This is a genomic window from Agriterribacter humi (genome assembly GCF_009192765.1).
In the GTDB taxonomy this organism is placed as follows: domain Bacteria; phylum Bacteroidota; class Bacteroidia; order Chitinophagales; family Chitinophagaceae; genus Agriterribacter; species Agriterribacter humi.
The window spans coordinates 58,042-71,692 of the sequence record NZ_VOHQ01000016.1 but is presented as its reverse complement, the minus strand read 5'-3'; the positions used below and the strand labels follow the sequence as shown (position 1 = coordinate 71,692).

The 13,651-nt window shown below is 43.1% G+C and carries 11 protein-coding genes; 9 read left to right on the top strand and 2 right to left on the bottom strand.

The window, feature by feature from the left end; all coding sequences use genetic code 11:
* Window positions 1–9: 9 nt before the first annotated feature.
* Window positions 10–891: an alpha/beta hydrolase gene (locus tag FRX45_RS20600; RefSeq protein ID WP_152270372.1), complete on the top strand. Its 882-nt coding sequence runs from the start codon at window positions 10–12 to the stop codon at window positions 889–891.
* Window positions 892–1,097: 206 nt separating this feature from the next.
* The gene (locus tag FRX45_RS20595) at window positions 1,098–2,081 is read left to right on the top strand and encodes an FAD:protein FMN transferase (RefSeq protein WP_226805492.1); all 984 of its coding nucleotides are present in this window, start codon (window positions 1,098–1,100) and stop codon (window positions 2,079–2,081) included.
* Window positions 2,082–2,210: 129 nt separating this feature from the next.
* On the opposite strand, the gene FRX45_RS20590 is transcribed toward FRX45_RS20595, so the two are convergent.
* Window positions 2,211–3,101, bottom strand: a complete 891-nt coding sequence (locus FRX45_RS20590; protein ID WP_152270370.1) for a sugar phosphate isomerase/epimerase family protein — start codon at window positions 3,099–3,101, stop codon at window positions 2,211–2,213.
* A 619-nt stretch (window positions 3,102–3,720) separates the two neighbouring features.
* Between FRX45_RS20590 and FRX45_RS20585 the strand changes: the two genes are divergently transcribed.
* From FRX45_RS20585 to FRX45_RS20575, 3 genes are all read left to right on the top strand, one after another.
* Window positions 3,721–6,045 (top strand): PSD1 and planctomycete cytochrome C domain-containing protein, encoded by a 2,325-nt coding sequence (locus tag FRX45_RS20585; RefSeq protein ID WP_152270369.1) that lies wholly within the window; start codon window positions 3,721–3,723, stop codon window positions 6,043–6,045.
* Between the two features lie 112 nt (window positions 6,046–6,157).
* Window positions 6,158–7,612 carry a DUF1501 domain-containing protein gene (locus FRX45_RS20580; protein WP_152270368.1) on the top strand — a complete coding sequence of 485 codons (1,455 nt, stop codon included), beginning with the start codon at window positions 6,158–6,160 and terminating at the stop codon, window positions 7,610–7,612.
* A 132-nt stretch (window positions 7,613–7,744) separates the two neighbouring features.
* Window positions 7,745–9,901 (top strand): c-type cytochrome domain-containing protein, encoded by a 2,157-nt coding sequence (locus FRX45_RS20575; RefSeq protein WP_152270367.1) that lies wholly within the window; start codon window positions 7,745–7,747, stop codon window positions 9,899–9,901.
* 82 nt (window positions 9,902–9,983) lie between these two features.
* Here the strand turns inward: FRX45_RS20575 and FRX45_RS20570 are convergent, their stop codons facing one another.
* Window positions 9,984–10,790 carry a hypothetical protein gene (locus FRX45_RS20570; protein ID WP_152270366.1) on the bottom strand — a complete coding sequence of 269 codons (807 nt, stop codon included), beginning with the start codon at window positions 10,788–10,790 and terminating at the stop codon, window positions 9,984–9,986.
* Window positions 10,791–10,948: 158 nt separating this feature from the next.
* On the opposite strand from FRX45_RS20570, the gene FRX45_RS20565 reads away from it, so the two are divergent.
* The 4 genes from FRX45_RS20565 to FRX45_RS20550 all read left to right on the top strand — a co-directional run bounded on the left by FRX45_RS20565 (window position 10,949) and on the right by FRX45_RS20550 (window position 13,489).
* Window positions 10,949–11,296 carry an MmcQ/YjbR family DNA-binding protein gene (locus FRX45_RS20565; protein ID WP_152270365.1) on the top strand — a complete coding sequence of 116 codons (348 nt, stop codon included), beginning with the start codon at window positions 10,949–10,951 and terminating at the stop codon, window positions 11,294–11,296.
* Between the two features lie 304 nt (window positions 11,297–11,600).
* A complete protein-coding gene (locus tag FRX45_RS20560; RefSeq protein ID WP_152270364.1) occupies window positions 11,601–11,945 on the top strand; it encodes a DUF1801 domain-containing protein in 345 nt (114 codons plus the stop codon).
* A gap of 103 nt (window positions 11,946–12,048) precedes the next feature.
* On the top strand, window positions 12,049–12,876 hold the full coding sequence (locus FRX45_RS20555; protein WP_152270363.1) for an SGNH/GDSL hydrolase family protein: 828 nt from the start codon (window positions 12,049–12,051) through the stop codon (window positions 12,874–12,876).
* Between the two features lie 268 nt (window positions 12,877–13,144).
* Complete coding sequence (locus tag FRX45_RS20550) at window positions 13,145–13,489, top strand: ArsR/SmtB family transcription factor (protein WP_152270362.1); 345 nt, start codon at window positions 13,145–13,147, stop codon at window positions 13,487–13,489.
* The last annotated feature ends 162 nt before the right edge of the window (window positions 13,490–13,651 follow it).

The following is a 13,651-nucleotide window of genomic DNA, read 5'->3' as shown; positions in this document are numbered from 1 at the left end:
TAAACCAATATGAAGCATTACCTTTTATTGTTTCTGGCTCTATGTGCTGCACCTGTATTATACGCTCAAAATTCCGGGAAAGTAATTGAGCAGGCCACCGTTTCCAGTGCTGTTTTGGGCAGGTCTGTAAATTACAGCGTTTATTTGCCGGCCGACTATGATCATTCCGAAAGAAGTTACCCGGTTGTTTATTTGCTGCATGGATATACCGATAACAATACCGGCTGGCTGCAGTTTGGTGAAGTAAACCGCTATGCTGAAAAAGCCATTGCCGAGGGTACCATACCGCCCATGATCATTATAATGCCGGATGCGGATTCGAGCTGGTATATCAATTCGTACGATGGCAAAGAAAAGTATGAAGACTTTTTTATTACCGAATTTATTCCTGCTATAGAAAAAACATACCGAATAAAGAGTGAAAAAAGCTACCGTGCTGTTGCAGGGCTTTCTATGGGAGGTTACGGCACATTGATCTATGCTTTAAAACATCCTGAGCTTTTTGCCGCTGCCGCACCTTTAAGCGCTGCAGTTTTCAGTGATGATGAAATTGTGAATATGCCGGATGCCCAGTGGGACCGCATGCTTGGTCCGCTGTTTGGAAGAGGGTTAAAAGGAAAAGCAAGGCTTAATAAAGCTGTAGCAGACAATTCCATTCTTGCCATAGTAGAAAAAAAATCAGGTGCCGAGTTGAATAAAGTACGTTACTGGATAGATTGCGGTGATGATGATTTTTTAAGCAAAGGCAACTCCTTATTGCATATTGCACTTCGCTCCAAATTGGTAGCCCACGAATACCGGGTACGCGATGGCGCACATAACTGGACTTACTGGCGCACGGGCATTACAGATGCTCTGGAATTTATTGGCGACAGCTTCAGGAGAAAATGAGAAGGGAGTGGTAAGTGGTAAGTAGTCAATAGTCAATTGTGAGTTATGAGAGGTCAGTGGCCGGTAGCTATGCTTAGTCACCTACTCACTACTGACTATTCACCACTATTGAATCAATTATTAACGCTTCCTGAACGATCTATGGATTATATTTGAGCATGTGCTGGAATGTATTTCACTTTTTACAACTCATTCTTTTTTTCCGTTTGACTGACTCAACGCAGGAAATTCAAAAGATTCAATTATCAGGATTTGCACAAGGCACCACCTGGCATATTACCTACTATGCTCAGGATAGTATCGTGAAGAAAAAACAAGTAGACAGTATTTTATTCCAGATCGACAGCTCTCTTTCCATATACAAACCCTTTTCGCTGATCAGCAGGTTCAATGCATCAAAAAATGGCATTACCGTTGACGATCATCTTGCTGCTGTGGTTAAAAAGTCAATAGAAGCATGGAAACAATCCGGTGGTGTTTTTGATGTCACCATACAACCCCTTGTTGCCGCCTGGGGGTTTAGTGCGAAGCATGTAAAAAAATATCCCGATTCCGCAAAAGTTCGGTCATTGCTTCAATGTATTGGAACAGACAAAATAAAAATAGAAGGGCATCGCCTCATCAAAACAAAACCTTGTATTACGATTGATGTAGACGGAATAGCCCAGGGGTATAGCGTAGATGTAATAGCAGACTTTTTAGAACAAAACAGCATCACGGACTATATAGTTGAGATTGGTGGCGAGCTCAGGATTAAAGGCAGAAAAAAGCCCGGTAATGAAAAAATGAAAATCGGCATTGAGGCGCCGGGAGATTATGTGTTTGAATCGCCGGTTATACAAAAGATCATTACGGTTGATGAAGGCGCTGTTACCACTTCCGGGAGTTACCGTAAGTTTCATGAAAACAATGGAAAAAAGTTCAGTCACATTATTGATCCCCAAACAGGTTATCCAACGCAGAATGACCTGGTAAGCGTTACCGTTTACGCCCATGATGCTATTACTGCTGATGCTTATGATAATGTACTGATGGCGATGGGGCTGCAAAAAGCGTTGGCATTCGCAGAACAAAGAAACGATCTTGCTGCTTATTTTATTTATAAAACACCCAATGGATCCATTGCCGATACCGCCAGCAGCCGGTTTTACAGGCTTTTGGGGAGAGGTGAGAGAGGGAGAGGGAAATAGTGAAAGGTGAAAGAAGAGATCAACTCATCATTAGTATAATTTAGCTGAAAGCTTAATAAAAAAACAATCCGGTCGGATTTATAATACCGGCCGGATCATTCATATAAATGCTGTGGGTAAAAACATTAATTATTTCAGCTTGGCCACTTCATCATCGAAATATTTTTTTGTAGCTATCACGTCTGGTAAATTGTGATACCAGTTGGATTCGTGTTCTATAGAAAAAGTTCCGTTGAAGTTTTGTCTTTTAAACTCTGTAAAAACAGCAGGAAAATCTATTATGCCTTTACTTACTACGGTATCGGCTGCTTTGGTGTCATCAAATTTTACAATATCTTTTAAATGTGCGCCAATAAGATGTCCGTCTAATTTTTTCAAACAGTCAACAGGATCCAAACCGCTGCGTGCCCAATGGCCAATATCGGCACAGGCCCCGATATTGCTATGCCCCTGAATAGCTGCAAGTACGGAATCGGGAGACCAGTAACCACTGGGTTTTGGATGATCGTGTATGGCCACTTTTATGCCATACGCACCAGCCAGGCTGTCAACCACATCCCACTGATCTTTCTTTGGCTCGGCTGTAATATAACTTAAGCCAAATTCCTTTGCCAGGTCAAAAGCTTTGATCCATTCTGCTTTATCGTTCGGCGAAATTACGCCCATGGCTACAATGCTGATGCCCTTCGATTGCAGCAGCGCTTTAAGTTTAGCACGGGTATCGGCAGACATTTCGGGGCCGAAATTACCCTTTAGATATCCGCCTAAAGGCTGCCCGAAAAAAGCTTCAATGTTTTTAATACCTGCACTGTCAACCTTGTTTAGGGCATCTGTGAGGGAAAACATTCTGAATGTCCACATTTGCACGCCCAGTTTAAAGCCGTCAACACTGCCGCTACTGGCGCTATCAGCAGTTTCTGTGGCAGTGGTGTCGGCATTGCTTGTGTTACTGCTGTTATTACACGATATAACAGCAAACATGCACAACAGGAATAAAAAAAAGCTGTTGATCAGTTTCATTTTTACATTTTAAAGGAGTGAATAAAAAAGTTTAACCGGAAATATTATTAACCCGCCGGAATTTAATTTGCTGAAGCACATTTCATGTGCTGCCAACGGGGCGGTAAATTACAAATTTGTTTAAAAACAACCATAAATGAAACAGGATGCATTACAAATTACCTGGATGGCACAGACAGAAGGGGGATTGGTGCTGATGTTCGAATTATCTTTACCGCCACAGTAAAATGCATTCCCGGTAATTTAAACACATCTTTTTTCCTATTTTTCATTGCATCCTTTCTGTATGAATTGTATGAATATAAAAATATATAGAAGATATCACTGGCGCTGTGTGTTTAGCCTGCCTTTTTAAACCATGCAGCATATTATTTTTCATTTGTTAAAGGACCTCATTGCTTTGTAGTCTTTTGTATCTTTGTTTGTACATTTGAATCCGGCAGGAATTGTTTCAGCAGGCGATCTGGCTTTGCATTGCACAATGCATTTTGCACTTATTGATACATGAGCAGCATGGAACAGGATAGAAAAATCAGGATTAGAGATATATTCGAATAAATAACAGCTTTAACGTTTCAATACCTTATTAAAAAACATAAAGCGTATTTGACTTTGCCATATGACGATCTACAAAAATATATTTTACCTAGTATGCCTCATAGGAGGAATTGCAGGCTCGTTCCAATCCTGCGATAATGGTGCAACCGGTGCTGGTACAGCCGAAAAATTGCCCGATGTAGTGAGCTACAATTTTGATATCCGTCCTATCCTTTCCGATAAATGTTCTGCATGTCATGGACCAGATGCAAACAAGCGCGAAGCGGGTTTGCGGATGGATGATCCCGAAAGCGCTTTTAAGGCCTTAAAAGAAAATCCAAAAGCGCATGCTTTGGTTGCAGGGAAACCTGAATTATCGCAGGCCTTCCTTCGCATCAGTACCCATGATACGGCACTGATGATGCCTCCGCCATCTTCCAATTTAAAATTATCTCAGTACGAAATTGACCTTATTGGAAAATGGATCAAACAGGGTGCGAAATATGAAAAGCACTGGGCTTTTGTAGCGCCTGTAAAATCTGCACTTCCAAAAGTAGAACAGAAAGAATGGCCAAGAAACGAGATAGATCATTTCATTCTGCAGAAGATAGAACAAAAGGGGATGACTCCCAATGAAGAAGCCGATAAAGAAAGATTATTAAAAAGAATTTGTCTTGACATCACCGGTTTGCCCCCCACGATGGAAATGATGGATTCATTTGCTGCCGACAAAAGTGTGGATGCCTATGAAAAAATGGTAGACCGTTTATTAAAGGATCCGGCTTATGGCGAAAAAATGTCGCTGCACTGGCTCGACCTGGCACGGTATGCCGATTCGCATGGCTACCAGGATGACGGGTACCGTACACAGTGGCCCTGGCGCGATTGGGTGATTCATGCTTTTAATGAGAACATGCATTACAACGATTTTGTAACCTGGCAATTGGCAGGCGACCTGCTGCCCAATTCAACCAAGGAACAATTACTGGCAACCGGGTTTAACCGCAATCATAAAATTACAGAAGAAGGCGGCGTAATTCCTGAAGAATACAGGATCATGTATGTAACAGACCGCAATGATCTTTTCGGAAAAGGATTATTAGGCGTTACCTTAGAATGTGCGCATTGCCACGATCATAAATACGATCCTTTTTCGCAGAAAGAATATTACCAGATGTTTGCTTTCTTTAATAATGTAAAAGAAGTGGGCATTGAATCCGTGATCGGCGGCCCCGAAACTTATGCAAAGAAACCATTGATGGAGATCAGCAATGAAGATGCAAAAACGGTTTTGGATTTTGTAAATAAACCCGATACCAACAGGCTGATTGTATCGGTTATGGGCGACCTCGATACCATTCGTCCAACACATATATTGCAACGCGGTGTATACGATGCGCCAGGTGAGATAGTAGAGCCGGGAACGCCCGCAGCGATTTTGCCATTTAACCCCGAATATCCTAAGAACAGGCTGGGATTGGCCAAATGGTTATTCGATAAAAAAAATCCGCTTACTGCAAGAGTATATGTAAATATTTTATGGCAGGAGTTTTTCGGCAGGGGCATTGTTAAAACTTCAGGCGATTTTGGCATGCAGGGAGAACTGCCATCGCACCCGGCATTGTTAGACTGGCTGGCGGCAGATTTTATGGAGCACAACTGGGACATCAAACGCCTGGTTAAACAAATGGTTACATCGGCAACCTACCGCCAATCGGCCGTAATCAGCAAAGAAAAGCTGGCAGCCGACCCCGAAAATATATTGCTTGCACGTGGGTCACGGTATCGCATACCTGCAGAATTTATCAGGGACCTGGTGTTGGCCAGCAGCGGTTTGCTGAATAAAACAATCGGGGGTCCCAGTGTAAAACCTTATCAGCCGGCCGGCTTATGGGAAGGCGCCACTTCGGGACGCGGGCTTTTATCGGTATATAACCAGGATCATGGAGCAGCATTGTACCGCAGGGGCATGTATACTTTAATTAAACGCACCGTTCCACCACCTACGATGGCCATTTTTGACGCCAGCAACAGGGATATGTGTGAGGTAAAAAGATTAAAGACCAATACACCGCTACAGGCATTGGTGATGATGAATGACCCAACCGTACTGGAGGCCTCACGGGTATTGTCGGCGAAGTTGTTACAGGAGAAAACAGACGCAAAGGAAAAAATCAACACGGCATTCCGGTTGATCGTTTGCAGGAAGCCGGACGAAAAAGAACTGGAAGTATTAACCAATTATTACAACAAGCAGTTAAAAACAATAGAAGATCAGTCCGCTGAAAAAATGCTGTCAATAGGTGAACACCCCGTTAGCGAACAGGTAGATAAAAAAGCGCTGGCGGCAATGATGCGCGTTATATCAACTATTTATAATCTTGAAGAAACAATAATGAAATCGTAATGGTAAGTGGTGAGTAGTGAGTAGTGAGAGGTGAGAGATAAGTGTCTTGAATAGTAAGTCACTGACTACTTACTACTTACCACTAACTGATATACATTTTAATAAATGATTTATGAACAAAGAAATTATTGAGCACGGGCTCACATGGAACAGGAGACGGTTTTTATCGGCTATGAGCCTGGGTGTGGGAAGCGTGGCATTGGGTTCTTTGCTGATGCCGGATCTGTTTAAAAGTGCCGGCGCAGAAGAGGCGGGCCTGCCTCCGGGTATACCGCATTTTGCACCCAAAGCCAAAAGGGTGATCTACCTTTTTCAGAACGGCGCTCCGTCGCAGCAGGAACTGTTCGACTATAAGCCTAAGCTCAGAGAAATGATGGGACAGGAAATTCCTCCTTCGGTACGGGGAACGCAAAGGCTTACGGGCATGACGGCCAACCAGGCTTCTTTTCCTTTGGTGGGATCATTTGTTGACTTCAAGCAATATGGAGAATCAAGAGCGTGGGTAAGCGACCTGATGCCTTATACCGCTAAAATTGTAGATGATCTTTGCATAGTACGTTCCATGTATACGGAAGCGATCAATCATGATCCTGCGCTTACCTTTTTACAAACAGGTTCGCAGCAGGGTAACCGCCCGAGCATGGGCTCATGGCTGAGCTACGGATTGGGAAATGAAAATAAAAACCTGCCCAGCTTTACGGTATTGCTTTCGCGTGGTGTAGGTAACGGGCAGGGAGTATATTCCAAACTCTGGTCCAACGGGTTTTTAGATTCTGTTCACCAGGGCGTGCAGTTCAGTAAAGGAGAAAACCCGGTGCTGTACCTGCGCGATCCGGAAGGCATGAACACGCGGGATCGCCGGGAAATGCTCGACAATCTATCAGAGCTGAATCAAATGTCGTATGCGGCATTTGGCGATCCGGAAATAACGACCAAAGTGCAGCAATATGAAATGGCCTATCGTATGCAAACCGCCATACCCGAGGTAATGGATCTGTCGAAAGAACCCGATGATATTGTTAAGTTATACGGTCCGGATTGCCTGGTACCCGGAACCTATGCTGCCAATTGTTTGCTGGCGCGTAAGCTATCCGAGAACGGCGTGCGCTTCGTACAATTATACCACCAGGGATGGGATCAGCATGGTAATCTTCCTTTTGAAATAGCCAAGCAGGCTATGGATGTAGACCAGGCTTCAGCAGCATTGGTTACAGATCTCAAACAACGGGGACTGTTAGACGAAACACTTGTTATATGGGGAGGAGAATTTGGTCGTACCAGCTATACGCAGGGGAGGCTTACGGCCGACAATTACGGGCGCGACCATCATCCGCGCTGCTTTACCATATGGATGGCAGGCGGCGGCATTAAACCCGGTATGGTATATGGCGAAACCGATGAACTGGGATACAATATTATAAAGAACCCGGTGCATGTGCATGATTTCCAGGCTACGGTTTTACACCAGTTGGGACTGAACCACGAAAAGCTGATCTTTAAACATCTCGGACGCAGATACAGGTTAACAGATGTTTCAGGTGTAGTAGTTAAGGATATCATCAGTTAAGCAATAGGGTTGCTCAGTTAAGGAGCCAATACCGTGATGCGTGTTACAGCATGCACCATATGTAAAAAAGTTTCCGCCAACCGGCTAACCTGGCAACAGTTTTTCATTCAATTTTAACCGCCCGATTTTTCAATGAATAAAAGAGTAAGATTTTTTGCGGAACAGTTATTAATCGTCTTCAATATATTCATCGTATTCCTGCTGTTATTTGAAAACAAACTGGAAATACCGGCCTGGCTGCAGCCTGTTGGCCGCATGCACCCGCTGCTGCTTCATTTTCCCATTGTGCTGCTATTGCTGGCAATTGCTTTGCAATGGTACGGATCCGCTTCACGCCCGCAAGCCAACAATTTTTTTCATACATTTTCACAAAATATTCTTTTGTCTGGTGCTTTACTCTCAGCGGTTACTGTAGTAATGGGATTGTTCCTTTCAAAGGAAGAGGGCTATTCGGGCGATACTTTGCAATGGCATAAATGGACAGGGGTGGCTATTTTCTTCCTGGCTTCCATTATATACTGGGCAGCCAATAAATCATGGTATAAAGGAATGCTGACAAAAGCAGCGGGCGCTGTGGTTGTGGTTTCGCTTATTCTTGCGGGTCATTTCGGCGCCAACTTAACACATGGGGAAGATTTCATCCTGCAACCATTGGCCGTATACTATGAAGCTCCCCCGGTACCCATTGACAAGGCTATTGTTTTTGATCATGTTATCCGTCCCATTTTTGAAAAAAAATGCATGAGTTGTCATAATCCTGATAAATTGAAAGGCGAATTAATACTGGCTGATTCCGCATCCATCGTTAAAGGAGGAAAAACAGGTAAATTGTTTGTGCCGGGGAATCCCGGTATCAGTTTACTGCTGGAACGGGTTCACCTTCCATTGGAAGAGAAAAAGCATATGCCGCCAAAAGGGAAGGTCCAGCTCACTGAAGATGAAATTGTATTGCTTGCTTTATGGATAAGGAATGAAACACCTTTTACGCAAAAAGTAATTGATTTGCCTCCCGGTGATTCTTTACGTTTAATGGCCGCTACCGTATTGAAACCTGTGGAAACGCCTGAAGAAAAATATGATTTTTCTGCCGCCGATGAAAAGACGATTGCGAAATTAAATACAGATTACCGAAGCATTACCCCACTGGCTAAAGAATCTCCTGCACTGGAAGTAAATATTTATAACAGGGCCGACTACACGAAAAAACAACTGGAAGAATTAACGGAAATCAAAAACCAGATCGTATCGCTGAATTTGAATAAAATGCCGGTAACGGACGAGGATTTGAAAATTGTGGGCCAGTTTGAAAACCTTCGTAAGCTCGATTTGAACTTTACCGACATTACCGCAAATGGATTAAAGGAGCTGGCGCCGCTTAAACACCTGAACAGGCTAACATTATCGGGTACTAAAGTGAATTACAATGAGCTTAAGACCCAGATAGCTGCATTTAAAAATCTTAAAACCGTATCAATATGGAATACCGGGATAACGCCGGCTGAAGCGGAACAACTGCAGGCGGCAAATAAGCATATTCATTTTATAGAAGGATTTGTAGACGATGGAAGCAATCCATTAAAGCTTAATCCCCCGCAGGTAAAGAACAGTTCTGTTATTTTTGATCAGCCGCTGGCATTGCAGTTGTTCCATCCTGTAAAAGGAGTGGAGATTCGGTATACCACCGATGGCAGTGAACCCGATAGCATTACATCGCCTGTATTTGACAATAAAATGGTTATTAAGGAAAACGCGCTTATCAAGGCCAAAGGATATAAAAAAGGATGGTATGCCAGTGATGTAGCGTCGTTTGATTTTTTTAAGAGCAGCTTTAAGCCGGATAGTGTGCGCTTGCTTTATCCTTTAAACAGTGTACACCAGGGCGAGGGAGCGCATACCTTTTTCAATACTACATTGGGTGCTATAGGCGCCAATAACCCTGCATGGGCCAATAACTTTGCGGGTGTTCGAAATAATGATATGGCTCTGGTATCGGAGTTTAAGCAGCCGGTTACCTTATCTTCTGTTGGATTGCACTATATGATTGAGGAGGCCACCGGTATTTTGCCGCCGGCACTGGTAGAAGTATGGGGCGGAGAAAATGAGAAACAGATGAAGCTGTTGGTTAAAATGAAACCGCCGCTTCCTGCCAAAGGCGATAAGCCATCCCTCACGACTGTGGAAGCTAAATTTAAACCACAAACGGTATCCTGTCTTAAAATTGTGGCCAAGCCGCATGTAGATGGCGACCGAAGGAAATTATTGCTGGTAGATGAAATGTTTTTGAATTGATGAGAAGAGAAGCTGGTACAGTATAAAGATACAAAAACAGCCACCCTGCGGCGGCTGCTTTTTGCCTGCTCTGAACGATTACCTATTTATATGTAAATCCAACTGTGCTGGTGGTTCCGGGCTCCCCGGGTAAGCCGATCTGAACACTGGCTTTTTCCGGCAGCCCGTTTGATTTATAGGTATACTCATATTGGTACCTGCCCTCCAATGTTAATTGCGCATCATAAATATTTTCTACTACAGCATTGTTTTTAGAAATGCCCTGCCAGAGGAATACCAGAAAATCTTTATGCACATACAGTGGGTTGGTTTTTTGATCATATTGCATCTCTGCATGACCCGCCCTCACCATATGCCCCGGCGTATCCGTTCCTGCCATAATTGTTCCTTCCATAACATTGCCATTCCCGTTATATTGATAAATAAATTCAAGTATCGGGTTGTACTCATTTCCTTCTCCCGCATAAATGGTTGCTCTTTTAACAGAACCATTTTCGAACTGGTAGTTGGTATAGCCTGTTCTTTGTCCGGCAACAAAATAGTCGGCCCGTTTTAAAATGTTGTTTTCATACACCGGCACAATTTTCTCGCCCGAGCTGCTGTTCACTTCGCTTATTTTGCCGGCATTGTAGCTGATGCTGAAATCTACAATATCCCCGGAAGTATTGATGTCATTTTTAACGGTAGCTTTTTTGAGCGACCCGTCTGTGTTGTATTCGAACCGCATAAAATCTTCCCCGTCCCTATATTCCTGTAGTGTAAGATTTACCGGCGGCGGAGGTGGTGCCGGATCAGGGTTTTTGTCTTTTTTACAGGATGCAAAGAGCAGTATAGCGGCCATCAGCACAATACGCACTGCTTTTTGATTTAACTTCAATCTAGTTTGCATAACCAATTTTTTTGTTTTTAATTTCAGGATGCAAACCAACATCAAATTGCCACAGCCATCAAGCCCGGGAAGAATGAATTGTAATAATTGCGGATGAATTGTTGAACTTCGAGGATTTTTGCTTCACTAACTTTGTAAAAACAGACAGTAATAAATATATGATCTCCATACAAACATTCCGGCAACTGGCTTTATCGTTTCCGGAAACGAAAGAGCAACCTCATTTTGAGAAAGTTGCGTTCAGAACGAAAAAGAAGATATTCGCCACGCTTTCCGAAAAAGATAAGCTTGCCTGTGTGAAGTTTTCCCAAACCGATCAATCCGTTTTTTGTGCTTTTGATTTATCCGTTATATACCCCGTTCCCAATAAGTGGGGATTGCAGGGCTGGACATATATTGATCTTACCAAAATAAAAAAGGCAATGCTGGTTGACGCGTTAAATACAGCCTACTCCGAAGCTGAACCCAAAGCTGCTTCAAAAAAGAAGAAAAACAGGGCCGGGTAATAATACATATTTGTCGCATTTAACCCTGTAATTGACAATTTACCCTCCGCTTGCAATGCATACCCGGGATTAATTTTGTTCCGCAGAAACAACAGTACACCTAAATAAATAATGATGAAGCGATTCATCCTCTCCATAATGGCAGGCATGATTACAACGATTGCAATTTCTTCAGTCGGGGATCATAGTTTTCCTGTAAGAGGTATTTATCCAGGATTAACCCCTGTATATATTCTCCCGGACTGAAAGAGGACAGTCAAATTAGTCATATCGCAATTCAGCACACCACACATAAACAATACATATGAACCAGGAAGTAACACAGTACATTCAAAAATTACAGCAATGGCAGGTAGAAGTTTGCGAATCGCTTCGCCAGCTTGTTTTCAAAACCATTCCCGCAGTGGAAGAACGGCTGCAGTACGGAAAGCCGCATTATCTTAAGGATGGCCATTACGCATGCGTTATTCATGCCGCAAAAGATAAAGTTTCTTTTATGGTATTTAATGCCGGTGGGCTGGAAGAGATCAAAGGTTTTTTTAAATCCATGTCGGATCTCAACCGGAAAACAGCTACCATCACAGAAGGGCAGGAAGTTGATTATACGCTTTTGGCCAAACTGCTAAAAAAGGCTTCCGCATCTTTGTAGCCATGGAGCCATCCGCTCCGCTTCCATATTCATTACTGCAAATTAATCAGCCCATAATAATGGGAGCTCCTGTATATTGCAGGTACTTTTTAACAAACGCAATATGAAAAAACTGGCTTTCGCTGTCATTATTATTTGCTGCATTACTGCTTTTACGCAGAAAAAAATTACCTGGGTTGCCATTGGCGATTCCATTACTTATTTGAATGAGCATACCGATGAAACAGGTAACCGTGTCAGAAAAGGATACATGACAAGAGTGGTGGAAAAGCTGCCGCATATCCAATATGTTAACCAGGGGCATAATGGCTGGACCTCCGGTGGCATTGCTGCTGAAATTGAAAAGCTGGGTATTGTTAAAGCCGATGTGTATTCCATTTTTTTGGGCACCAACGACTGGTGGCAGGGCAGGCCCATCGGTACCCTGGCAGATTATCAAAACAATACCGGTAATAAAACCGTGTATGGTTCTTTCCGTATCATCATCAACAAGCTCCGCAGCTTAAACAGCAATGCGAAGATCATCCTTATTACACCCATGCAGCGTGGCGATTTTGTGTACATTGCCGATATGACCAACAATGCTTACGGTTCCTACAAAGAAAAGAATGGCCAGCAACTATCGCAGTTTGCAGAAGCCATTATTGCAATCGGGGAATACGAAAAAATGCCTGTTGCCGACCTGTACAACAAAAGTGGCATTACATTGAAAAATATGGTGAAATATAAGCGTTTGAAAGATCCCCAAACTGGTGCATATAAAAATTATCGCTATCCCGCGTACGTTGATATTCCCTTTAATCCGTCTACCGATGAATATCCCTATCCGCCCGATGCCATCAACATGACCTATGATGGACTTCATCCGTCCGATAAAGGATTTGCCGTTATTGCGAAAATGCTGGTGCAAGAAATGAAGCGGTACAAGTAATAAGAATAGCCGGAGAGAAAAAGCCCGGATAGTAAAATGAAATAATCGTTGTTAACAGCGGTTAGCGAATATTTTTTGTACCTGGCGACAGCAATATGGTGAAGCTTATCTTGCGTCGCACACTTCAGCATTCAGTTCACTGTCCTGCAATGTGGCTGCCGGCAATGCTTCTGCCGTCGTTCATGTCTTCACCAAACACTTAGTAAAAATCGGACCATATCAAAATTGTATATTTGTAACCGGTTAGTTACATAATATATTTTACAGCATGAGAAGAGATGCGTTTCAGGCCATAGCGGATCCTACAAGAAGGGAAATCATACAGTTGCTCGCAAATCAACCCATGAACCTGAAAACCGTGGCCGAACAGTTCAATATAAGCCGCCCGGCCATTTCAAAGCATATTAAAATACTATCGGAGTGCGGTTTGATAATCATTAACCAGAAAGGCCGGGAGCGGTATTGTGAGGCGCGGTTAAACAAGCTGCGGGAAGTATCCGGCTGGGTAGAACAATACAGGATGTTCTGGACGGAGAAGCTGGATTCGTTAGACAGTCATCTAAAAAAAAGTTCACAACAAAATGCATCCGTAAAAAATAAGAAGGTTCAATAGCTGCGCTACTAATGAGAACTATTTGGAGCATTCTACGTGTGCCGCCCATGGAAGCAAATGTATTCTTTGGGACACCCGGTAGTTGAAGCTTAAATAAAAAGGTATTTAATGACAGTTTTTGCAACATTTTTAAACCTCACCTGTCTAACCCGTAAGTGAACC

Coding starts and splice junctions, on each gene's coding strand:
- FRX45_RS20585 (WP_152270369.1), top strand. CDS start 3,721: ATGACGATCTACAAAAATATATTTTACCTAGTATGCCTCATAGGAGGA.
- FRX45_RS20580 (WP_152270368.1), top strand. CDS start 6,158: ATGAACAAAGAAATTATTGAGCACGGGCTCACATGGAACAGGAGACGG.
- FRX45_RS20600 (WP_152270372.1), top strand. CDS start 10: ATGAAGCATTACCTTTTATTGTTTCTGGCTCTATGTGCTGCACCTGTA.
- FRX45_RS20550 (WP_152270362.1), top strand. CDS start 13,145: ATGAGAAGAGATGCGTTTCAGGCCATAGCGGATCCTACAAGAAGGGAA.
- FRX45_RS20570 (WP_152270366.1), bottom strand. CDS start 10,790: ATGCAAACTAGATTGAAGTTAAATCAAAAAGCAGTGCGTATTGTGCTG.
- FRX45_RS20555 (WP_152270363.1), top strand. CDS start 12,049: ATGAAAAAACTGGCTTTCGCTGTCATTATTATTTGCTGCATTACTGCT.
- FRX45_RS20565 (WP_152270365.1), top strand. CDS start 10,949: ATGATCTCCATACAAACATTCCGGCAACTGGCTTTATCGTTTCCGGAA.
- FRX45_RS20575 (WP_152270367.1), top strand. CDS start 7,745: ATGAATAAAAGAGTAAGATTTTTTGCGGAACAGTTATTAATCGTCTTC.
- FRX45_RS20590 (WP_152270370.1), bottom strand. CDS start 3,101: ATGAAACTGATCAACAGCTTTTTTTTATTCCTGTTGTGCATGTTTGCT.
- FRX45_RS20560 (WP_152270364.1), top strand. CDS start 11,601: ATGAACCAGGAAGTAACACAGTACATTCAAAAATTACAGCAATGGCAG.